18 protein-coding genes and 1 pseudogene are annotated in these 20,754 nt (G+C 71.8%); 10 read left to right on the forward strand and 9 right to left on the reverse strand.

The genetic code is table 11. The annotated features are described in order from the left end of the window. Positions 1–61: 61 nt before the first annotated feature. Positions 62–592, reverse strand: coding sequence for a gamma carbonic anhydrase family protein (locus tag OHS59_RS37240; protein WP_328497729.1), 531 nt, complete (start codon positions 590–592; stop codon positions 62–64). A gap of 244 nt (positions 593–836) precedes the next feature. Between OHS59_RS37240 and OHS59_RS37245 the strand changes: the two are divergent. Both OHS59_RS37245 and OHS59_RS37250 read left to right on the forward strand, forming a co-directional pair. Beyond that, a pseudogene (locus OHS59_RS37245) lies at positions 837–1,505 on the forward strand (YhjD/YihY/BrkB family envelope integrity protein); the annotation flags it as partial. A 174-nt stretch (positions 1,506–1,679) separates the two neighbouring features. Continuing rightward, positions 1,680–3,014, forward strand: coding sequence for a diacylglycerol/lipid kinase family protein (locus tag OHS59_RS37250; RefSeq protein ID WP_328499505.1), 1,335 nt, complete (start codon positions 1,680–1,682; stop codon positions 3,012–3,014). A gap of 7 nt (positions 3,015–3,021) precedes the next feature. Here the strand turns inward: OHS59_RS37250 and OHS59_RS37255 are convergent, their stop codons facing one another. Next, on the reverse strand, positions 3,022–3,483 hold the full coding sequence (locus OHS59_RS37255) for a DUF7144 family membrane protein (RefSeq protein ID WP_328497730.1): 462 nt from the start codon (positions 3,481–3,483) through the stop codon (positions 3,022–3,024). A 193-nt stretch (positions 3,484–3,676) separates the two neighbouring features. On the opposite strand from OHS59_RS37255, the gene OHS59_RS37260 reads away from it, so the two are divergent. Together OHS59_RS37260 and OHS59_RS37265 are read left to right on the forward strand one after the other, a co-directional pair. Beyond that, a complete protein-coding gene (locus tag OHS59_RS37260; protein WP_328497731.1) occupies positions 3,677–3,973 on the forward strand; it encodes a hypothetical protein in 297 nt (98 codons plus the stop codon). A gap of 110 nt (positions 3,974–4,083) precedes the next feature. After that, a complete protein-coding gene (locus tag OHS59_RS37265) occupies positions 4,084–4,566 on the forward strand; it encodes a LuxR C-terminal-related transcriptional regulator (RefSeq protein ID WP_328497732.1) in 483 nt (160 codons plus the stop codon). 17 nt (positions 4,567–4,583) lie between these two features. Here OHS59_RS37265 and OHS59_RS37270 read toward each other — a convergent pair whose 3' ends face one another. The 3 genes from OHS59_RS37270 to OHS59_RS37280 form a co-directional block, all read right to left on the reverse strand. Continuing rightward, entirely contained in the window at positions 4,584–7,244 is a 2,661-nt protein-coding gene (locus OHS59_RS37270; protein WP_328497733.1) for a LuxR C-terminal-related transcriptional regulator, read from the reverse strand. A gap of 232 nt (positions 7,245–7,476) precedes the next feature. Beyond that, the gene (locus tag OHS59_RS37275; RefSeq protein ID WP_328497734.1) at positions 7,477–7,962 is read right to left on the reverse strand and encodes a DUF1269 domain-containing protein; all 486 of its coding nucleotides are present in this window, start codon (positions 7,960–7,962) and stop codon (positions 7,477–7,479) included. Continuing rightward, positions 7,959–8,513, reverse strand: a complete 555-nt coding sequence (locus OHS59_RS37280) for a DUF1269 domain-containing protein (protein WP_328497735.1) — start codon at positions 8,511–8,513, stop codon at positions 7,959–7,961. Before OHS59_RS37280 ends, OHS59_RS37275 begins: the two co-directional genes overlap by 4 nt. Before the next feature lie 176 nt (positions 8,514–8,689). Between OHS59_RS37280 and OHS59_RS37285 the strand changes: the two genes are divergently transcribed. Then, entirely contained in the window at positions 8,690–11,422 is a 2,733-nt protein-coding gene (locus OHS59_RS37285) for an MGH1-like glycoside hydrolase domain-containing protein (protein WP_328497736.1), read from the forward strand. Beyond that, entirely contained in the window at positions 11,419–12,912 is a 1,494-nt protein-coding gene (locus OHS59_RS37290) for an alpha-amylase (RefSeq protein WP_328497737.1), read from the forward strand. Before OHS59_RS37285 ends, OHS59_RS37290 begins: the two co-directional genes overlap by 4 nt. 67 nt (positions 12,913–12,979) lie before the next feature. Here OHS59_RS37290 and OHS59_RS37295 read toward each other — a convergent pair whose 3' ends face one another. Further along, complete coding sequence (locus OHS59_RS37295; RefSeq protein ID WP_328497738.1) at positions 12,980–14,803, reverse strand: SulP family inorganic anion transporter; 1,824 nt, start codon at positions 14,801–14,803, stop codon at positions 12,980–12,982. Between the two features lie 140 nt (positions 14,804–14,943). Between OHS59_RS37295 and OHS59_RS37300 the strand changes: the two genes are divergently transcribed. After that, the gene (locus tag OHS59_RS37300; RefSeq protein WP_443061668.1) at positions 14,944–16,356 is read left to right on the forward strand and encodes an MFS transporter; all 1,413 of its coding nucleotides are present in this window, start codon (positions 14,944–14,946) and stop codon (positions 16,354–16,356) included. Between the two features lie 113 nt (positions 16,357–16,469). Here the strand turns inward: OHS59_RS37300 and OHS59_RS37305 are convergent, their stop codons facing one another. Together OHS59_RS37305 and OHS59_RS37310 are read right to left on the reverse strand one after the other, a co-directional pair. After that, the gene (locus OHS59_RS37305; RefSeq protein WP_328497740.1) at positions 16,470–16,946 is read right to left on the reverse strand and encodes an RDD family protein; all 477 of its coding nucleotides are present in this window, start codon (positions 16,944–16,946) and stop codon (positions 16,470–16,472) included. Positions 16,947–16,950: 4 nt separating this feature from the next. Then, positions 16,951–17,493, reverse strand: a complete 543-nt coding sequence (locus tag OHS59_RS37310; RefSeq protein WP_328497741.1) for a hypothetical protein — start codon at positions 17,491–17,493, stop codon at positions 16,951–16,953. A gap of 125 nt (positions 17,494–17,618) precedes the next feature. Here OHS59_RS37310 and OHS59_RS37315 point away from each other — a divergent pair, with 125 nt between their 5' ends. Next, on the forward strand, positions 17,619–18,383 hold the full coding sequence (locus OHS59_RS37315) for an acyltransferase (RefSeq protein WP_328497742.1): 765 nt from the start codon (positions 17,619–17,621) through the stop codon (positions 18,381–18,383). A 210-nt stretch (positions 18,384–18,593) separates the two neighbouring features. On the opposite strand, the gene OHS59_RS37320 is transcribed toward OHS59_RS37315, so the two are convergent. Next, positions 18,594–19,445 carry a DMT family transporter gene (locus OHS59_RS37320; protein ID WP_328497743.1) on the reverse strand — a complete coding sequence of 284 codons (852 nt, stop codon included), beginning with the start codon at positions 19,443–19,445 and terminating at the stop codon, positions 18,594–18,596. Positions 19,446–19,538: 93 nt separating this feature from the next. Here OHS59_RS37320 and OHS59_RS37325 point away from each other — a divergent pair, with 93 nt between their 5' ends. Then, positions 19,539–20,111, forward strand: a complete 573-nt coding sequence (locus OHS59_RS37325) for a helix-turn-helix domain-containing protein (protein WP_328497744.1) — start codon at positions 19,539–19,541, stop codon at positions 20,109–20,111. Positions 20,112–20,187: 76 nt separating this feature from the next. After that, the gene (locus OHS59_RS37330) at positions 20,188–20,745 is read left to right on the forward strand and encodes a YbaK/EbsC family protein (protein WP_328497745.1); all 558 of its coding nucleotides are present in this window, start codon (positions 20,188–20,190) and stop codon (positions 20,743–20,745) included. Positions 20,746–20,754: the final 9 nt, after the last annotated feature.

Raw genomic sequence — 20,754 nt, forward strand, 5'->3', positions numbered from 1 at the left:
GGTCGCGGGGACCGGCGCACCCGGCGGCAGCGGACCCGCACCCGCCCATCGGCCCCCGGCCCTACTCCTCGTGGGCGACCCGGTGGGCCTTCGCCAGCTCGACGTACAGCGTGCCGTTCAGGGAGACACCCTCCTGCTCCTCGGCGGTGAGTTCCCGCTTCACCTTGGCCGGGACACCCGCGACGAGCACCCCCGGAGGGACCCGCATACCCTGCGGCACCAACGCCTGCGCGGCGACGAGCGACCCCGCCCCGATCACCGCCCCGTTCAGGATCGTCGCCCCCATCCCCACGAGACAGTCGTCCTCGACGACCGCCCCGTGCACCACGGCGTTGTGCCCGATGGACACCCGCTCACCGATGCTGATCGGAAAACCCGGGTCGACATGAAGCGTGCAGTTGTCCTGGACGTTGCTGTCGGCGCCGATCACGATCGGACCGCAGTCCGCGCGCAGCACCGCGCCGTACCAGACGCTCGCACCCGCAAGCAGGGTGACGTCCCCGATGACCACGGACGTGGGCGCCACGAACGCCTCCGGGTCCACCTGCGGATCCTTGCCGCCGATCCCCATGACCAGCGCTTCGTGCGTCATCACCGTCTCCTCGTCGTCGGTACACCGGCACGGTAGGCGATGGACCGTCGGCACGGCCCCCCGGGTCCGTGTCACCCGTCCCGGGCGAGGCGTGGCCGCCCGGCGGGGGAGAGGGTGACGTGCCGACAGGTTTCCGAAGGGCCGGGAGGGCACGGACATGGTGTTCACTGGTCTCGTCCGGATGGTGACGGGCCGTATCGGGGGTCCCGTCGGCCGACAGCTCGTGAGTGTGAGCATCCTGGACATGGCGACCCGTCTCGCCGCGCAGGCCTTCCTGGCCGCGCTGCCGATGCTCTTCGCCATCGCGTCCTTCACCCCGCCCGCGATCCGCCAGGAACTGGTGGGGACGCTGCGCGACCAGCTGGGCACCAGGGGGCCGGTCCTGACCCAGGTCGACGAGGTCTACGACGGCACCGCCGAGTCGCTGGAGGCCTGGGGCGCGGTCGGCGTGCTGGTGGCGCTCCTGTCCGCGACCGCCTTCAGCCGGGCGCTGCAACGGCTGTGCGAGCGCTCCTGGCACCTGCCGCGCTCCGGGCTGCGGACGGTGGTGTGGCGCTGGGGCGTGTGGCTCCTCGTCTGGGTCACGGTCCTGGTGTCCCAGGGAACGCTGCGCGACGGGTTCGGCACCGGGCCCCTTCTGGGGTTCCCCCTGCAGCTCGTCTCCGCGGTCCTCATGTGGTGGTGGACGCAGCATCTGCTGCTGGCCGGGCGGGTGGCGTGGCTGCCACTGCTGCCGGGCGCCCTGCTCACCGGCCTCGGGGTCGTCCTGTACTCCGCGTTCTCCGGGCTCTGGCTGCCGCGTTCACTGGCGCTGAGCGTCGAACGGTACGGGCCGCTCGGCTCGGTCTTCACGGTGCTGTCGTGGCTCATCTTCTTCTTCGCGATCGTCGCCGGCGGAATCGCCATCGGTTACGTGCTCGCCCACGACGAGTTCCTCGCCCCCCGGCTGGGACTGCCCACACCACCGCACAGCGGATCCCCCGCCGGATCGCCCGCCGACACCCTCGTGGGATCCCCGGCCGGATCGCCTGCCGGATCGCCTGCCAGGGGTGATGCGCCCCGGCGGGCCACGAACGATCGTGACGTCATGGAACCCACTACACGGGGGCAGCGGTGGTCGGCGCGCGGCGCGCTGGCGGCGGCCGCGGCGGCGGTACTGGTGCTGGGCGTGTTCGCCGGACTGCGGACCTTCGCCCTGCTGGGCGTGGGACTGGCCGGTCTGGCGGTCACCGCGGCGGCGCTCTGGTGGGTGCTGACCCGGCGGAGCGTGTGGCGTCTGCTCGCCCTGGTCCTGGCCGTCGCGGCACCGGTGTGGATCGTCGTCGCGTACTCCCGGGCGCATCTGGCGTGGGTCGTCGCCGTGGCCGGGGCGCTGCTGCTGGTCGCCGTCGGGGCGGGCCGCAGCGCCCTCGTCGGTGCCGACGGACCGGCCCGGACGCCGGAACACCCCGCCCCGCCGGTCCGGCACCCCGTCCTGATCATGAATCCGCGCTCGGGCGGCGGGAAGGTGGAGCGGTTCGGACTGCGGGAGAAGGCCGAGGCACTGGGCGCGCAGGTACTCCTCCTCGAAGGACCGGGCGAGACCGACGTGGCCGAACTGGCGCGCAAGGCCGCGGCCGAGGGCGCCGATCTGCTCGGCGTCGCGGGCGGGGACGGCACCCAGGCACTGGTGGCCGATGTCGCCGCCTCGCTCGGCATCCCCTTCCTCGTGGTGCCGGCCGGCACCCGCAACCACTTCGCCCTCGACCTGGGCCTCGACCGCGACGATCCGGCCAAGGCGCTCGACGCGCTGACCGACGGGGTGCTGCTCCGCGTCGACCTGGGCCGGGCGGCCGACCACCCCTTCGTCAACAACGTGTCGTTCGGGGCGTACGCCGAGGTGGTGCAGAGCCCGTCCTACCGCGACGGCAAGACCCGTACGACCATGGAACTCCTCCCCGACCTGCTCATCGGCCACCGGGGCGCGCGGCTTGCCGCCCGGGCGGACGAGACGGCCTTCGCCGAACCGCAGGCACTGCTGGTGAGCAACAACCCCTACGGCACGGGCGACATCGCCGGGCTCGGACGCCGGTCCCGGCTGGACGGCGGCGAGTTGGGGGTCGTCGGTGTCGACGTGACCAGTGCCGCCCAGGCCGCCGGACTCCTGCGCGGGCGCCGTGCCACCGGGCTGACCCGGGTCACGGCGCGCGAGGTGGTCGTCGACGCCGACCGGGAGCTGATCCCGGTCGGCGTCGACGGAGAGGCACTGAACCTGAGGGTCCCCGTGCGCTGCGAGGCCCGGCCGGGCGCGCTGCGCGTCCTGGTGCCGCGGCACCGCCCGGGGATGCGCCGGCCGCTGCCCCGGCTCGACTGGGCCCGGATCGCCCGGCTGGCCCTGCCGTCGGCCGGCGGCCGCGCACGGTCGGCGGAGTCCGGTGGATGAACCCGGGCTACAGCGGCGCCCCGTACACCTTGTGGGCCTGCGCGTGGCCGTAGGAGGCCAGGGACCAGATCACCAGCACGTCGAAAGCGATGATCAGGATCGACCAGATCGGGTAGTACGGCGTGAAGAAGAAGTTCTCCAGCGCGCTCAGCGCGGCGACCGTGATCCCGACGACGCGCGCCCACGTCTTGCCCTTGAACACCGTGAAGGCGGCGGCCACGATGACGATCCCGGAGATCAGGTGGACCCAGCCCCACACATTGATGTTGAGGTCGTACGGGTAGTCGTTCGACCGGGTGTAGAAGTTGTCCTCCATCAACGCGCCCATGCCGACGAACACCTGGTACGCGCCCACGATGGCCATCATGCAGACGGCGAAGACGACCCCGCCGACCATCAGGGGCTTGACCCGGGGTTCCTGCGGGGGCGAGCCCTGCCGGGTCTGCCCTGTCGAAGTCTGCTCAGCCATGTCGGGTACCTCCTTGTCGGGAGGAGGAGCATCCCGCCGGTTCCAGGGGCTGAGCTTCACCCGCTGTGGATGAGTGTCGTGACGGAGTGAGTGCGAGGCGGCCGCCGCCGTCACCCCCGCTGTGTGATGTGTCCTCGGCACAGCCTGTGAGAATGGTGACGTGACCCGGCCCCGGCAGCGGAGGTGACGCGGCATGGGAACGGCGGAGGAACGCCCCGGACCCGAGCGGGACGAGGCGCGGCCCGTGGGCGGCGACTTCGAGATCCGTATCAAGGGCAGGGTCTCCCAGGCCTTCAGGTCTGCCTTCGCCGAGTTGACGGTCACGGTCAGTCCGCCGGAGACCGTCCTGCACGGCGCGCGGCTCGACCAGGCGGCTCTGTACGGGATCCTGGACCGCATTCAGGCCCTCGGACTCGAACTGGTGGAAGTGCGCCGATTGCCCGAGGGCCGTGGTCCCGGTGCGGAGTCCGCCTCCCCCAACTCGCCTTAGATCCCGTCCGGCATCGAGGTGAATTGGTGCTGGTCCCCTTCCCGTTCCAAGATCCAGCTCCCACGGTTGCTGTGTACCGCTCTCCGCCCTCTGCCGAGGAGGTGAGTCACATGCCCACCGTGCTGAACGCCGGACAGAGAGGAAGGCAAGCGCACTCCGACGGGCCGGAATTCGAGCGGGTGTCCGTGCTGCAGGGGCAGTTACGGGCCCTGGACCGGACCGCCGAGGACGCGGACACCGTGGTGACCGCGTGTCTGGTGTGGGTCGCCGACGCACTCATGGACATCGCCGCCGAGTCGGGCGACCCGCGCAGTACACACATGTTGCTGGACGAGGCGTCGGCCGCGCTGGCCGCCGTGCCCGACGGCGACGCCGGACGCCCGGACCTCGCGAAGCCGGCCGGCCTCCTGACGGAACGCGAGCACGCGGTGCTCGTCAGGCTCCAGGAGGACGTGCCGCTCCGGCAGATCGGCTCGGAACTCTTCATCTCGCACAACACGGTCAAGAGCCACGTGCGGGCCGTCTACCGCAAACTCAGGGTGTCGTCGCGTACGGCGGCCGTCGCCCGCGCGAGGCAACTGGCGCTCATCTGAACGCCCGGTCGTTCGCGTCAGAGCAGTTCGAGTTCACGGGCTCGCCGTACCGCGGCCGACCGCCGGGTCACGGCGAGCTTGCGGTAGACGCTCTTGAGATGCGTCTTCACCGTGTTGACCGACACGTACAGCTCGTCGGCGATCTCCTCCGTCGTCATCATCTGCGCCAGATGGAGCAGCACTTCGCGTTCGCGCGCGCTGAGCGGCTCGACCGGGGACCGGTCGTCCCGTGGCCGGGGATCCGGCATGCCGCGCGCGCCGGACACCGCCTGTGCCGGGAGGCGGTGGACACGCGTCTCGCCGAGCGAGGCGGCGCACGCGTGCCGCACCGACTGCCGCAGCCCCTCGGCGAGCCAGCCGTCCGCCGTGATGTCGGGGATGGCGTCCAGGGCCTCGGGGCGCGTGGCGCCGTTCTCCACCGCGGCCACGAGTTTGGTGACCAGCGAGCCGACGCCCGTGACGAAGGGGTCGGGCACCTGGCGCGATGCCGCCCGGGCCCGGGCGAGTTCGTTCCGCGCTCGCGGCACGTCGAGGCGGGTCAGACCGACCCAGGCCCGTACGACGTGCAGTGCGGCCGGTGAAGCGTCCGGCTCCGCACCGGTGCGCGGCGCGGGAAGCCGGGCGTGCCCGGCGAACTGGTCCGCGGCACGGAAACGACCGCGCAGCACCTCCAGCAGCGCCAGTTCGGAGAGGCAGTCCCGGCGCAGGACGCCGTTCTCGGCGGCGCAGGCGGACTTGAGGGCCGTGGTCAGGGACGCCTCGGCGGCCTTGAGGTCACCCTCCCGGAGCTCGGCACGGCCACGGATCGACAGGGTCAGCGCCACCAGTTCGGGCCGGTCCTCCAGCAGGCCGCGCGGCAGCCGCGTGAACAGCCGCTCGGCGTCCGCCGCGGCGGCCCTGGCCGCCGTGAGATGCCGGGGCCGGTCCCTCGTCATACGGATCACGGAGTGCGCCAGCCGGCACCGGGCGATCCGGTCGGTGCCGCCCCGGGGCAGCTCCTCGATCAGCCGGTCCGCGAGTGCCAGGGACTCCGTGCAGGCCGGCCCGTCACCCCGGGCGAGCGAGGCCGCCGCGGTGACGAGCGCGGACTCCGGTCCGGGGGCCTGCCGGGACGCCGCCGTGGGGCCGGCGGGCGGCTTTCGCGTCAGCAGTTCGCCCGGCAGCCGGCTCGCCGTCAGTGCGAGAACCTGCCCGATCGCCAGCTGATGCACCACGAGACGATCGGCGTAGCAGGGGTCGTCCGCGGCCAGGGCGTGGCGTACGGCCTCCGCGAGGAGCCCGTGTTCGCCCAGCCACTCGGCCGCCCGCCCGTGCAGATCGGGCACGAGGTCCGGCGCCTCGTGGCGCAGCCGCACCCGCAGTACGTCGCCGAACATCCGGTGGCACCGGTACCATCCCTGGCCGATGTGCTGAAGGAAGGAACTCTGCGCGACGAGCGTCGCGAAGTGCCGGCCCGCCTCCTGCCCCGCGACCTGGGTGGCCAGCTCGGCGTTCAGATGGTCCAGCACACTGGTCGTCAGCAGCAGCCGGCGCATCGCCGGGGGCTGGCCGTCGAGGACCTCCTCGACGAGATAGCTGACGATCGCCTCGTCCTCGCCCGCGAACCGCGCCACGAACCGCTCCGGGTGAGGGTGCCCCTGCATCGACATGGCGGCCAGCCGCAGGCCCGCCGCCCATCCGTCCGCCCGCTCGCGCAGCGTCTTCACCACCGCCCGGGGCACCTCGACACCGTGCTGTGCGAGCAGCGCCGTCGTCTCCCGGTCGTCGAAGGCGAGGTCACCGGTGCGCAGTTCGGTGAGGTCGCCGGCCAGCCGGTACCGGTGGAGGTGCAGCGGCGGGTCCCGGCGGGAGACCACGACCAGCCGCAGCGCGGGGCTCGCGTGCCTGAGCAGCCGGACCATGCCCTCGGCGACCGGCGAGCCGCTCTCGGGCTGGAAGTCGTCCAGTACGAGCACGACCGGCTCGTCCCGCGCGGCGAGCCCGGCCGCGAGGGCGGCCACCAGCAGCGGCTGTCCGCCCGCCGGGCCCGCCGGTACCGCCGCGGCCGGGAAGCCGGGCAGTTCGACCCCGTCGGCGGCGCCGCGGGCCGGCGGTGTGTCATCGAGAGAGGTGACGGGGAGGCCGGTGTTCCGGGGCGTGCCGCCGTTCGGTTCCGGAGTCTCGGGCGGGAGACCGGCCGCGGCACCGTCGTCGTACGCGTCGCCCGTCGGTGCGTCACCCGTGGGCGGGAGGCCGTGGACGGCGGCGCCGTGGAGGCCCGCGCCCTGAGCCGTGACGTCGTGACCGGCGACGCCGTGCGCGTGGGCACCGGGGACGGCGAAGCGCGGGGCCGCGGCCGGGGACAGCGGTGCGGCGGACAGCGGCCCGGTGGACAGCGGCCCTGCCGACAGCGGCGCGGCGGACCGCGCAGACAGCTCGACGCCCGCCTCGCGCAACGCGGTCAGGACCCGCGGCCAGAAGACGTCGGGCTGTTCCTCCGCCCCGTCGCAGGTGACCCAGGCCACCGGGCCCGGCGCACGCCGGGTGTGCGCCCACTCCATGGCGAGAGCCGACTTGCCCGCTCCCACCGGACCCACGACCACGGTCAGCGGCCCGAGCACGCCCTGCGAGAGACGGTCCGTCAGCCGGGGGCGGGGGACCAGCCACGTCGGCAGCGGCGGCACACCGGCGGGGGACATGTGGGGCGGCCGGGGGCGTTGGGTCCCCGCGGGGCCGACGCGGGCCGACGCGGGCGTGACAGAAGTGCTCGGCGGGCGCCTTCGTTCCGTCCGCTCTTCCATCGGCGGTACCTCGCTCCCGGAGCACAGTGGATGTCCGCCAGACGAGAGTGTGGCCCGCACCGGGAAGCCGCGAACCGGTGCGGGCCACAATCTCACCCGGGTGAAGTTCGCCCGGGAGGTTCGGCACTCCTCACTGCTGCAGGGTGGCGATCAGCTCTTCCTCGCGCTCCTTGGTCAACGACGTACGCAGCACGGTGGGTCCGAAGGGGCGCAGCGCCTCGCGCACCCGGTCGGGCGTCGAACGCCGTACGAGCGCGAAGACGGCGGCCCTGCCCGGTTCGAGAGTGCCCGCGATCTCCTTGATGAACGCGTCGTTGATCCCCACGTCCGTGAGTTTCCCGGCGAGCGCGCCCGTGCCCGCGCCGACCGCGGCACCGAACACCGGCATCAGGAACAGCATGCCGAAGAGCGTGCCCCACAGGGCGCCCCCGGCGGCTCCGTGCGCGGTGGGGCTGAAGGACTGGCGGACGTGGATCTTGCCGTCGGGGGTCCGCCAGGCGAGGGCCGCGTCCTCCAGGTCGAGGAGCTCCTGCTTGGACAGATCCTTCGACAGGCGCAGCACGGACTCGGCCTTCTCCTTGTCGGAGAAACCGAGCACGACGAGATCGGTCATCATGACCTCCTGGTGTTCCGGCCGGACGTCCGGCCCTTGCGGGTGTGTTCCGAGGCCGCGTCGTCCATGCGCGCCACGGCGTCGGTGAGTTCGGCGACCACCAGGCCGAGGGACTCCTCGGTGAGGAAGCCCTCCGCGACGGGCACCCCGCCCGCATCGCGGATCGATGCCCGCAGTTCCCTGGCCCAGGTGTGTTCGAGCAGCACGAAGCCCGCCGCGGTCCCCGGGGTCAACTGCCCCGCCAGGCCCAGGATGTCGTCCGGGGCGAGGCCGAAGGCGTTCCCCTCGGCCAGCGACGGGAACTCCGTCTCCGCGCCCTCCAGCACCTCGCGCGAGATGCCGAGCAGCGCGGCGACGGTCTGCCCCATGCCCTCCGCCTGGTAGTCGAGCGTGACGAGACTTCCGTCGGCCTCCTTCTGCACGAAGAGCAGGTCGAGCAGGCGGACTTGCCCGCTGCGGTCGAGTGCCACGAGCTCGTCGATGATCCTTCCCTCGAACTTCGCGTCGGGTCCGAACTCGACCGTCAGCAGTTGCACAGGTCCGATCCTGGCCATGGCCGCTCCCTTCGATGTGGTCCGACTCCATCCAGCCGCCTTCCGGCCCGGTGCGCGTCACCCGCCACAGGTGAGGGGCCCGGCCGCCCGGCTCCTCACCCGCGGGAGGTGAGGCGGCCGACGGGGCGGCTGGACAGACTGACGCCGCCCCGGTAGGTCTGTGACAGGGAGCCAGGATGAGCGCACGGACGAGCGGCGAGCGAATCGGTCCGACCGGCGACGACGGAGGCCGATGGAGGCTCTGGGGGCCCTATCTGAGTGAGCGTCAGTGGGGCACGGTCCGGGAGGACTACAGCGACGGCGGCGACGCCTGGTCGTACTTCCCGCACGATCACGCGCGCTCCCGGGCGTACCGGTGGGGCGAGGACGGACTGGGCGGCATCTGCGACGAGAAGCAGCGGCTGTGCCTGGCGCTCGCCCTGTGGAACGGCCGCGACCCGATCCTCAAGGAGCGCGCCTTCGGCCTCACCAACAGCGAGGGCAACCACGGCGAGGACGTCAAGGACCACTACTTCTACCTCGACAGCACGCCGAGCCACTCCTACATGAAGTACCTCTACAAGTACCCGCAGGCCGAGTTCCCGTACAACGACCTGGTGGCCGTCAACCGCGAACGGGGCAGGGAGGACTACGAGTACGAACTCCTCGACACCGGTGTCTTCGACGAGAGCCGCTACTTCGACGTGACCGTGGAGTACGCCAAGGCCGCGTCCGACGACGTACTGGCCCGGATCACCGTCGCCAACCGCGGCCCCGACGAGGCGACCGTGCACGTGCTGCCCACCCTCTGGTTCCGCAACACCTGGTCGTGGCAGGACGACCACGGCGCCGTGAAACCCCGGATGAGCGCCGTCGACAGCCCGGGCGGCACTCCCACGATCCGCGCCGAACACCCCGAACTGGGCAGCTACGACTGCTGGTTCGCGGCGCAGGTACCGCTGCTGTTCACGGAGAACGAGACGAACACCGAGCGGCTCTTCGGCTCGCCCAACTCCTCCCCGTACGTCAAGGACGGCATCGGCCGGCGGGTGATCGGCGGGGAGAGCGAGGCGGTCAATCCGGCGCGGGAGGGCACCAAGGCGGCCGCGCACCACACCCTGACCATCCCCGCGGGCGGCTCCGAGACCCTGCGGCTGAGGATCGCGCCCACGGACTCGCGGCCGTCCGTCACCGATGGTTTCGACGCGGTGTTCGAGGAACGGATCACGGAGGCCGACGCCTTCTACCGGAAGCTGACCCCCGAGGGCGCGGACGAGGACCGGGCCCGGGTGCAGCGGCAGGCGCTCGCCGGAATGCTCTGGTCGAAGCAGTACTACTGCTTCGACCTGGAGACCTGGCTGGCCGAGCACGGCCTGGACCCGTGGAGCATGCCGCGGCCCGGCGTACGCAACCGCGAGTGGTTCCACATGGTCAGCGACGACATCGTCTCCATGCCGGACAAGTGGGAGTACCCCTGGTTCGCCGCCTGGGACCTGGCCTTCCACACCGTGGCCTTCGCGACCGTGGACGTCCGCTTCGCCAAGGAACAGCTCGAACTGCTGCTCAAGGACACCTTCCTGCACCCCAACGGCCAGATCCCGGCCTACGAGTGGAACTTCGCCGACGTCAACCCGCCGGTGCACGCCTGGGCCGCGTACTTCGTCTATCTGATGGAGGAGCGCACCACCGGCCGCGCCGACCGCGAGTTCCTGGAGCGCGCCTTCCAGAAACTCCTCACCAACTTCACCTGGTGGGTCAACCGCAAGGACCCCGACGACCGCAACGTCTTCGAAGGCGGCTTCCTCGGCCTCGACAACATCGGCGTCTTCGACCGCAGCGCGCCCCTGCCCACCGGCGGCCGGCTCGAACAGGCCGACGGCACCGCGTGGATGGCCCTCTACTGCCAGGCGATGCTGCAGATCGCCGTGGAACTCGTCGAGCACAACCAGGCGTACGAGGAACTGGTCCTGAAGTTCTTCGAGCACTACCTGTGGATCGCCGCCTCCATGGACCGGGTCGGTGAACTCGGCGACGAACTCTGGGACGAGGAGGACGGGTTCTACTACGACGTCCTGCGCCTGCCCGACGGGCAGGCCGTGCGGCTCAAGGTCCGCTCGATGGTCGGGCTGCTCCCGCTGTGCGCGGCCACCGTCTTCCGGCCCGCCCAGCTGGCCAGGGTGTCGGGCATCGGTGACCGGCTGCGCCGCTTCGCGGACCGCCACCCCTCGCTCTCCGTCACGCTCACCTCGGTGCAGGCGGGCACGGCGGGCGGGCCCCGGCTGCTGTCCGTGGTCGACGAGAAGAAGCTGCTGCGGGTGCTCTCGCACCTGCTGTCCGAGAACGAGTTCCTCAGCCCGTACGGCATCAGGTCCCTCTCCCGCCATCACGCCGAACACCCCTACCGCTTCTGGGTCGACGGCGAGGAGTACCGGGTCGGCTACCTGCCCGCGGAGTCGGACACGGGGATGTTCGGCGGCAACTCCAACTGGCGCGGGCCCGTGTGGTTCCCGATGAACGCCCTCGTGGTCCGGGCCCTGCTCAACCTGTACGGCTTCTACGGCGACGACCTCACCGTGGAGTGCCCCACCGGGTCCGGCGTCCGGATGACCCTCTTCGAGGTCGCCCAGGAGATCTCGGAGCGGCTCACCCGGCTCTTCCTGCGCGGGGCCGACGGACGCAGGCCCGTCTACGGAGGCCAGCGGATCTTCCAGGACGACCCGCACTGGCGGGACCTGATCTCCTTCTACGAGTACTTCCACGGCGACAACGGCGCCGGGGTGGGCGCCTCCCACCAGACCGGCTGGACAGGCCTGGTCGCCACACTGATGACGGTCTTCGGCACGCTCACCCCCGCCGACTTCCTGACCGACCGCGCCAAGCACTCCGCCGGGAATCCGGGCGAGAATCCCGGCAGGAAGGGAACGCCATGACCGGGATCCCGGCACAGCCCGTCGTCCACGAGGTCAACACGCGTGTCTGGCTCCGCGAGGTCCAGCGCCGTAGCGGCCGCCACGGCGGACTGGTCGACGTCCCCAAGGACGCCTGGGACGAGATCACCCCGCACGGCATCGACGCCGTATGGCTCATGGGTGTGTGGGAGCGCAGCCCGCAGGGCAGGGCCATCGCCCTGCGCGACCCGTCGCTGCGGGCCGCCTTCACGCGGGCCGTGCCCGGCCTCCAGGACGAGGAGATCGCCGGGTCGCCGTACTGCGTCCGCCGCTACGAGGTCGACGCGGACCTCGGCGGGACCGCGGGGCTCGCCGCCGCGCGCGCCGAACTCGCCGTCCGGGGCATCGGCTTGCTCCTCGACCACGTGCCCAACCACGTGGCGCCGGACAGCCCCTGGACGGCCGCGCACCCGGAGTACTTCGTCCGGGGGAGCGAGGACGAACTGCGCCGCGATCCGGCCGCCTACCTCTCCGTGCAGGGCCAGGTCCTCGCCCGCGGCCGGGACCCCTTCTTCCCGCCCTGGCCGGACGTCGTGCAGCTCAACGCGTTCGAGCCCGCCCTGCGCGCGGCCACCACGGACGTGCTGACGCGGATCGGCGACCTGTGCGACGGGGTCCGCTGCGACATGGCGATGCTGATGATGAACGACGTCTTCGCCCGGACCTGGGGCGAACGGGCCGGCGGGCGGCCGGAGGAGGACTTCTGGCCCACCGTCATCTCCGGCGTACGGCACCGGCATCCCGGGATGATCTTCGCCGCCGAGGCGTACTGGGACCTCGAATGGGACCTGCAGCGGCAGGGGTTCGACTTCTGCTACGACAAGCGGCTCTACGACCGGGTGCTGCACGAGAGCCCCCACTCGGTCCGGGGGCACCTGACGGCGGACGAGTCCTACCAGCGCGGGCTCGTACGGTTCCTGGAGAACCACGACGAACCGCGGGCCGCGTACACGATGGACCCGGAGAAGGAGCGGGCCGCGGCCGTCCTGATCGCCACGCTGCCGGGGGCGACCCTGTGGCACGAAGGGCAGTTCACCGGCCGCCGCACCCAACTGCCGGTCTTCCTGGACCGGCGGCCGGACGAGACACCGGACGGCGCGCTGCGCGCCTTCCACGAGCGGGTGCTGGCCGCCGTCCACCGCAGCGGCATGCGCACCGGACAGTGGCGCCTCCTCGACTGCGAGGGCTGGCCCGACAACCCCACCCACCGGAACCTGCTCGCCTGGTCCTGGTCGGGCGGGGCGGGCCGCTTCCTGACGGTGGTCAACCTCTCCGGACACCCCGCCCAGGCGAGGATCCGGCTGCCGTGGCCGGAACTCGGATCCGCCGACCGGACGCTGACCGACCTGCTCGACGGCGCCTGGTACACGCGCTCCGGTGCCGAACTGACCGGCCCCGGACTCTTCGTCGACCTGGACGCCTGGCGCACGCACGTCTTCTCGATCGGCTCGACCGGACCGGACGGCGGTTGAGGCCACCGGCGGCTGAGACCACCGGACGGCGGTCCGGACCGACGTTCTCCTAGTCCCGGGACCAGTCCTAGTCCCGGGACCAGTCCTGGTCCCGGGACGCCGGCCGGTCCCGGTCTCGGTCCTGGTCCCGGTCCTGGTCCCGGTCCTGGCCCGGGTCCTGGGACGGCGGCCGGTCCCTCGCCGTCCACCGGGCGCCGGTCTGTTCACGGTAGGCGGCGACAGCGGCCTCGATGGTGGGGAAGAAGTGCGCCGGGTCGATGGTCCGCGTCAGCTCGTACCGCTCGATCTTGCGCCGTACGGGATCCTTCAGCTCGGCGAACACCAGGCTGATCCCGCGCTCGTTGAGCGCCTCGTCCAGCTCCTCCAGCTCGTCGGCGGCCGTGGTGTCCACGTCGGTCACCGGCTCGGCCGCGATCAGCACCCACACCGGCTGCGGTTCGCCGAGGGCCAGCCGCGTCACCTCGTTGCGGAAGGCCTTGGCGTTGGCGAAGAAGAGGGGACCGTCGAAGCGGTGGATCACCAGTCCGGGCAGGTGCTCGGCCTCCGGATAGGACCGGACGTCGTGATAGCCCTCAAGACCCCGCACCCGGCCCAGCACGGTGTTGTACGGCCACCACGCACGCCGGAAGACATTCAGGATCGACAGGCCCACGGCGACCGCGATCCCGGGCAGCACGCCGAGCAGGGCCACGCCGAGGAAGGCCGCGATCGACAGCAGGAACTCCGCCTTGCGCTGCTGCCACAGCCGTACCGTCCCCGAGAGGTCGGCCAGGGACAGCGACGCCGTGATCACCACCGCGGCCAGCGCCGGCTGGGGCAGATTGCGGAACAGCCCGGGAAGCAGCACCAGCATGAGAACGATCAGGGCGGCGCCGACGACCCCCGTGATCTGACTGCGGGCGCCCGCCCGTTCGGCCACGGCCGTCCGTGAGCCGCTCGTGCTGACGGGGAAGCCCTGGAACAGTCCGGCCGCCACGTTCGCCGCGCCGATCGCGGTCATCTCCTCGTTGCCGCGGATCTCCTGCCCGGTGCGGTTGGCGAACGCCGAGGCGTTGGAGATGGTGTCGGCGAGCGAGACGAGCGCGATGCCCAGGGCTCCGACGAAGAGCGGGCCGAGGTCGTCCCAGCGGACGCCGGGGAACGTCAGCGGCGGGAAACCCCGGGGCAGCTCACCGACCAGGCCCACGCCGTGCCGGCCCAGGTCGAAGAGCGAGGTCGCGGCGATCGCCAGCAGCACCATGACGAGGACCGCCGGTACCTTCGGCAGCCACCGCTGCAGGATCAGGATCAGCACGATCCCCGTACCGCCCACCGCCACGGCGGCGGGGACCGCCTTCCCGTCGGCCAGCCCCTGGACGAAGTCCCCGATCTCGCCGAGCAGCCCGTCGGCGTCCGTCTTGAAACCGAACAGCTTCGGCAACTGCCCGATCAGGATGGTCAGCGCCAGGCCGTTCATGTAGCCGATCATGGTGGGCTTGGAGATGAGGTCGGCGATGAATCCGAGCTTGGCCACCCCCGCCAGCATCGTGATCGCCCCGACCATCAGCGCGAGCATCGAGGCGAGCGCCACGGCACGCTCGCTGTCACCTCCGGCGACGATCAGGGGCAGGACCGTCGCGGCGATCATCGGGCCCAGCGAGGAGTCCGGGCCGAGCACCAGGATCCGGGACGGGCCGAACACGGCGTAGGCGAGGAGACAGAGCACGGACGTGTACAGGCCGGTGATCGCGGGCAGTCCCGCCAGTTCCGCGTACGCCATGCCCTGCGGCACGAGCAGCGTGGTGAGGACGACGCCCGCGACGACGTCCTTGACGAGCCATTCCCGCCGGTAGGCCAGGAGCGTACGCAGCCCGGGCGGGACGCTCGAAGCGCTCTTCCTGTCACCTGGCATCGCGGCCCTCCGCCCGGTCCCTCGCCCAACGACTTCTACCCTGTGGCGCACGAACCCGTCGTCACCTCGCAAGGGTGATGACGGGAGATCAGCCGACACGGACGATATCGGCATCCGAATGTCCGGGAGCCGACATGGCCATGCCGCCCACACCCCCCGAAGCGGGGTCCTCGGGACAGTCGTCGAGCACCGCGCGACGCGTCCTGGCCCCGCTCGCCCTCGCGCAGTTCATCTGCAGCTACGCCGGCTCCAACATGAACGTGATGATCAACGACATCAGCAAGGACCTGGACACCACGGTGCAGGGCGTGCAGACCGTCATCACGCTGTTCCTGCTGGTGATGGCGGCACTGATGATCCCGGGCGGCAAGCTGACCGACCGCTACGGCCGCAAGCGCTGCTTCCTGGCCGGTCTCACCGTCTACGGCGTGGGAGCCCTGCTCAGCGCGGCGGCTCCGGGCCTGGGGGTCCTCGCCCTCGGCTACTCGATCCTCCAGGGGGTCGGCACGGCCCTGCTCATCCCGCCCGTCTACATCCTCACCACGCTGCTGTTCACCGACGTGACCTCCCGGGCCCGCGCGTTCGGGACCGTCATGGCACTGGGCGGCGTGGGCGCCGCCGCGGGTCCGCTGATCGGAGGGCTCATCACCTCGGCGATCGGCTGGCGGGCCGCCTTCGTCTTCCAGGCGGTGGTGGTCGCGGTGATCATCGTGCTCAGCCGTCACGTCCGGGACCCCCTGCCACCGGAGCCGGACCGCCACTTCGACACGGGCGGGGCGGTCCTGTCCGCGGTCGGGCTCGTCCTCGTCGTCATGGGCATCCTGGCCGCCGACAACAACGGCTGGCTGATGGCCGGACTGCTGGTGCTCGGCGCGCTCGTCCTGGTGTGGCTCTTCCGCTGGGTGCGCGCGAAGGAACGGTCGGGCCGGGAACCGCTGTTCTCGACGAGCCTGTTCCACGACCGCACGTCGAACCTCGGACTCATCACCCAGCACGCCCAGTGGCTGATGCTGATGGGAGTGTCGTTCGTGGTGGCCGCGTACCTCCAGGTCGTGCGCGGGTACGACGCGATCCGGACCGGGGTGATCTTCACCGCGGCCACCCTGGGCCTGCTCACGGCGTCGCTCGCCGCCGAGCGCCTGGCGAAGCGGCGATCCCAGCGGACGCTCATCCTCGTGGGCTTCGCCGTCACGATCTGCGGGATCGGTCTGCTCATCGCGATGGCCGCGGGCTCGCCGAGCGTCTGGGCCTTCACGCCCGGACTGCTCCTCATCGGCCTGGGACTCGGTGTGATGCTCACCCCGTCGGTCAACGTGGTCCAGTCGAGCTTCGGCGAGGAGCGGCAGGGCGAGATCTCGGGGCTGTCCCGCAGTGTGTCGAACCTCGGTTCGTCGCTCGGCACGGCGATCGCCGGCACGATCCTCGTCGCCGACCCCGCGGCGGGGCCGTACGCGGTGGCCCTGGGCGTACTGGCCTTCGTCGGCCTCGGCGGGCTCGCCGCCGCCGCGCTGCTGCCCCGGCAGAACGCGCCGGTCGCCCGCTCGGAGGGCTGATCCCCGCCGAAGTACCGACGAGTACCGACGAGTAATGAACCGGTACCGACCGGTACCGACCGGTACCGACCGGTACCGACCGGTACTGAACGGGCGAACCGGGATGGCGCCCGTCAAGGCTTTTCGTACGCCTGGGGCTCCTGGGGCCCCTCGAAGTCCTCGTAGCGGACGGTGGTGGACAGGAGGAGGTCCTGGAGGGACGCACGGTGCCTGCTCACCGGGATCCACAGCAGCCCGAAGGGGAACACCAGGCACAACGCGGCACGCGAGAAGGCGCGGGGGACGCCCAGGAGCCCGCCCGAGCGGTCGGTGACGCGCAGGCCCAGCAGCCGGTCGCCCGCGGTGGTTCCGGTCAGGGTCCAGCTGCTGCCCAGGTAGAGCACGGCGATGACCCACCCGCACACACCGGAGAGCCAGGCCGGTGGGTCGAGCAGACGGAACGGTGGACCGGCGACGAGCAGACGCAGAGCGCCGGCCCCGAGCTGTGAGGCGAGACCGATCCCGGCCACCGTGAACGCGTCCACCAGTGCCGCGAGGATCCGTGACACGAGTCCTGCGGTGCCCTGCGGCGGGCCTGCGGTCCGGTCCACCCCGTCACGGTGTCCGCTCGTGGGGCGGCCCGGCCTCGTCGGCCGGTCCCGGAACGATGTCGGGTCTGTGCAGCAGGCGGTCGGCGAGACGGTTCACCATCCGGTCGGCCCGCATGCTCCGCGCCCGCAGCCCGTAGACGGTGTCCTCGGCCATTCCGCCGCCGGTGTCGCGGACGATACGGCCGAGATCGATCTCCTCCAGCACGTCCCTGGTGAGCACGACCAGATCGATGCGGGCGAGCACGGCGTCGAGGTTCAGCCGGGCCGCGATCCGGTCGACGTCGACGCGCTGGGCCACGAGGTCGACCTCGACGCGCTCGGCGACCCGGTTCACGTCCACCCGGTCGGCGACCCGGTCGACGTCCACCCGGTCGGCGACCCGGTTCACATCGACACGGGACACGAGGTCGTCCAGGTCGAGACGCTCGACGACCGCGGACGTCAGCCCGCGGATCAGCGTGTCGGCGACGGTGGTGACGGTCCCCAGCGCGAACCGCGCCAGGCGTCCGGCGACATCGACAGGATGGACAGCGCGGTACCAGGTCATTCCGCCAGCGCACCCCGGCCGGCGCGCGAGCACATCATCCGTTGCGGGTGAACCGCTGTCCCGTGGGGCGAAGATCACAGGTGAACGAGCTCTTGGGCGGACGTGACGCTGAGTACGGTGAGCGGGTGCCCAAGAATAAGAACACGTTCTCGTCCCGGCGGAGCCGCCTCGTGCAGCGGGCCGTCCACGCGGGCTGGGCCTGGGTGCAGCGGACCGGCGCGGTGACGGCCGAGCGGCCGGGTCGGCTGCGCTTCGCCGCGATGGGCACGGGAACCAGGCTGGCCTTTCCGCAGGGCACGGTCTTCGGTGAACCGTGGATCCACCTCGGCGACCACTGCATCATCGGTGAACAGGTCACTCTCACCGCCGGGTTGATGCCCGACCTCGACCTCGGCGCCGAGCCCATACTGCGTATCGGCAACGGGGTCGTCCTGGGCCGCGGCAGCCACGTCATCGCGGACACGACGGTCACGATCGGCAGCGACTGCTACTTCGGGCCCTATGTGTACGTGACGTCCACGAACCACTCGTACGACGACCCGCAGGAGCCCATCGGCAAGCAGTGGCCGCGGATGGAGCCGGTGGAGATCGGGCCCGGCTGCTGGATCGGCACGGGCGCGGTGATCCTGCCGGGGGCGCGGATCGGGCGGAACGTCGTGGTGGCGGCCGGTGCGGTGGTGCGCGGGGCCGTGCCCGACCACGCGGTGGTGGCCGGGGCGCCGGCCCGGGTCGTCCGCCGCTGGACCCCGGGCGACGGCTGGCAGCCACCCCTGCGAACCCCGGCCCCGGTCCCGATCCCCGACGGAGTGACCCCCGAACAACTCCTGGCCCTGTCAGAACTGGACGAGGAAGCCATCGCAGCACTACAAGCAACAGAGGACGCCCCCTGAACCACGCACCCCGCGAGGGGTGGCGCCCCGGGTTGGCGCCTGTCAGGGGCGCGGGGAACGGCGCACCCAGCCACAACGCACCCGCACCCGACGACCAACCCCGGCCGGGCGCCTGTCAGGGGCGCGGGGAACGGCGCACCCAGCCCCAACACACCCGCACCCGCACCCGACGACCACCCCTAGCCCGGGGCTGAAGCCGAGCGAACGGGCTCACCCCGTGGCCAGCAGCACAGAACCAACCAGCGCAAGCCCCGCGCCGGCGGCCTGCACCCCCCGCAACCGCTCCCGCAGAAACCCGCGAGCGGCCAGCGCGGTGACCACCGGATACAGCGAGGCGAGCACGGCGGCCACAGCCACCGGCCCCCGCTGAGCGGCCAGCGAATACGTGCCGTTGGCGGCCACATCGGCAAGGCCGACGAACGCGAAGGCCGGCAACGACTGCCACGCGACCTTCGGCGGAGCCGTACGGCCCCGCCGGACGGAGACGTAGAGAGCCGCGCCACCCGCGACGACATTGGTGACGCGCTGGACGAACAGGGCCAGGAAGAGGCCGGTGAGCGTCGACGACGCCTCGGCGATCAGGGCCATCACCGCGCCGAAGCCGAACGCCGCGAGCAGGGTGAGCAGGACGGCCTGCCGCTGCACGGGCGCACCCCTGAACTGCGGACCGCCCGCCAGTACGACTCCGGCGACGGCGACCGCGATGCCCGCGAACTGCACCGGTCCGGGGCGCTCCCCGAGGACGAGCCCGACCCCCACGGGCACGGCGACCCCGAGCGAGCCGAGCGGGGAGACGACGCCCATCGGGCCGAGCGCGAGTGCCTTGTAGAAGGCCAGCATCGCGACAGGTCCGACAAACCCCGCCGCCACCGCGAACCACAGCCGCGGCCCGGTCTCGCTCCAAGCGCCCGTCACGACGACGATCGCGCCGAGCACCACCGCGGCTATCGACTGCGAGACGACCACCACCGTCAGTGCGGGAGTACGCCGTGTCAGCAAGCCGCCGCCGAAGTCGGCCAGCCCCCACAGGAAGCTGGTGGCCAGGGCGAACAGTGCTGTCATCACGTACCTCGCAGTACAGTTCGGTGGACAATCCGGTGCACCCCACCGTAGTGCAGTGAATTGAACTCTGTCATCCAGAATATTGGACGGAATGTGTCGGACCTCGACCTCCTGACCCAGTCGCTGGCGCGCAACGTCAAACGCTGGCGCACCGAGCGCGGCTTCACCCTCGACGCTCTCGCCGCCCGCGCCGCGGTGAGCCGCGGCATGCTCATCCAGATCGAGCAGGCCCGCACCAACCCCAGCCTCGGCACCGTCGTCAAGATCGGTGACGCGCTCGGCATCAGCATCACCACCCTGCTCGACTACGAACAGGGCCCCAAGGTCCGCATCGTCCCGGCGGAGCAGGCCGTGCGGCTCTGGCACACCGACGCCGGCAGCTACAACCGGCTCCTCGCGGGCACCGAGGCGCCCGGCCCCCTGGAGATGTGGGACTGGCTGCTGATGCCGGGCGAGGGCAGCCCCTCGGACCCGCACCCCACCGGCACGGTCGAACTCCTGCACGTCACCAAGGGCGAGCTCGCGCTCACCGTCGACGGCGCGGAGTACCGCGTACCGGCGGGCGCGAGCGCCTCCTTCGAGGCCAACACCCCCCACACGTACGCCAACGCGGGCGACGTACCCGTGGAAATGGTCATGGCGGTGTCGGTCCCCGGCGTGCACTGAGGGCCGTCGGGGAGGCCGTCCACAGCTGCCCGAGGCCCCCGGCGGGAGCCGCCCGGGAGGCTGTTAGCGTGCCGTCATGCGCGCACCCATCGGACACTTCGACGACGCCACGCCCGCCATCGAACGCCTCGACGTGCTGACCCGCCCGGTCGCCGACGCCGTACGCGAGTGGCGCGGCAGCGTCCCCGCCGAGCAGATCGTGTACGTCGACACCGAGCCGGAGTGGGCCGACACCGCGACCTTCCTGGAGCACTACGGTCCGGAGCTCCTCGACCGGTCCGCGAACTGCGTGGTCGTCGCGGGCAAGCGCGGCGGGGAGACCACGCTCGCCGCGTGCGTGGTGCTGTCCGCCACCCGCGTCGACGTGAACGGCGTGGTCCGGCGGCAACTCGGCGCGCGCAAGGCGTCGTTCGCGTCGACGGACACGGCGACCGGCGAGACCGGCATGGAGTACGGCGGCATCACCCCGCTCGGACTGCCCGCCGAGTGGCCGGTGTTGGTGGACTCGGCCGTCGTCGACCTGCCGTACGTGCTGGTGGGCAGCGGCCGGCGGCGCGGAAAGCTGCTCGTACCCGGGAAGGCCTTCGCGGAGCTGCCGAACGCCGTGGTCCTGGAGGGACTCGGGGGCGCCTGACCCCCGCCC

It is taken from the genome of Streptomyces sp. NBC_00414, from assembly GCF_036038375.1.
In the GTDB taxonomy this organism is placed as follows: Bacteria; Actinomycetota; Actinomycetes; order Streptomycetales; family Streptomycetaceae; genus Streptomyces.

Excerpts from the sequence above, each read along its gene's own strand:
- OHS59_RS37270 (WP_328497733.1), bottom strand. The coding sequence starts at position 7,244 with ATGTCCCCCGCCGGTGTGCCGCCGCTGCCGACGTGGCTGGTCCCCCGC.
- OHS59_RS37285 (WP_328497736.1), top strand. The coding sequence starts at position 8,690 with ATGAGCGCACGGACGAGCGGCGAGCGAATCGGTCCGACCGGCGACGAC.
- OHS59_RS37330 (WP_328497745.1), top strand. The coding sequence starts at position 20,188 with ATGCGCGCACCCATCGGACACTTCGACGACGCCACGCCCGCCATCGAA.
- OHS59_RS37255 (WP_328497730.1), bottom strand. The coding sequence starts at position 3,483 with ATGGCTGAGCAGACTTCGACAGGGCAGACCCGGCAGGGCTCGCCCCCG.
- OHS59_RS37260 (WP_328497731.1), top strand. The coding sequence starts at position 3,677 with ATGGGAACGGCGGAGGAACGCCCCGGACCCGAGCGGGACGAGGCGCGG.
- OHS59_RS37300 (WP_443061668.1), top strand. The coding sequence starts at position 14,944 with ATGCCGCCCACACCCCCCGAAGCGGGGTCCTCGGGACAGTCGTCGAGC.
- OHS59_RS37240 (WP_328497729.1), bottom strand. The coding sequence starts at position 592 with ATGACGCACGAAGCGCTGGTCATGGGGATCGGCGGCAAGGATCCGCAG.
- OHS59_RS37320 (WP_328497743.1), bottom strand. The coding sequence starts at position 19,445 with ATGACAGCACTGTTCGCCCTGGCCACCAGCTTCCTGTGGGGGCTGGCC.
- OHS59_RS37275 (WP_328497734.1), bottom strand. The coding sequence starts at position 7,962 with ATGATGACCGATCTCGTCGTGCTCGGTTTCTCCGACAAGGAGAAGGCC.
- OHS59_RS37290 (WP_328497737.1), top strand. The coding sequence starts at position 11,419 with ATGACCGGGATCCCGGCACAGCCCGTCGTCCACGAGGTCAACACGCGT.
- OHS59_RS37295 (WP_328497738.1), bottom strand. The coding sequence starts at position 14,803 with ATGCCAGGTGACAGGAAGAGCGCTTCGAGCGTCCCGCCCGGGCTGCGT.
- OHS59_RS37280 (WP_328497735.1), bottom strand. The coding sequence starts at position 8,513 with ATGGCCAGGATCGGACCTGTGCAACTGCTGACGGTCGAGTTCGGACCC.
- OHS59_RS37310 (WP_328497741.1), bottom strand. The coding sequence starts at position 17,493 with ATGACCTGGTACCGCGCTGTCCATCCTGTCGATGTCGCCGGACGCCTG.
- OHS59_RS37250 (WP_328499505.1), top strand. The coding sequence starts at position 1,680 with ATGGAACCCACTACACGGGGGCAGCGGTGGTCGGCGCGCGGCGCGCTG.
- OHS59_RS37265 (WP_328497732.1), top strand. The coding sequence starts at position 4,084 with ATGCCCACCGTGCTGAACGCCGGACAGAGAGGAAGGCAAGCGCACTCC.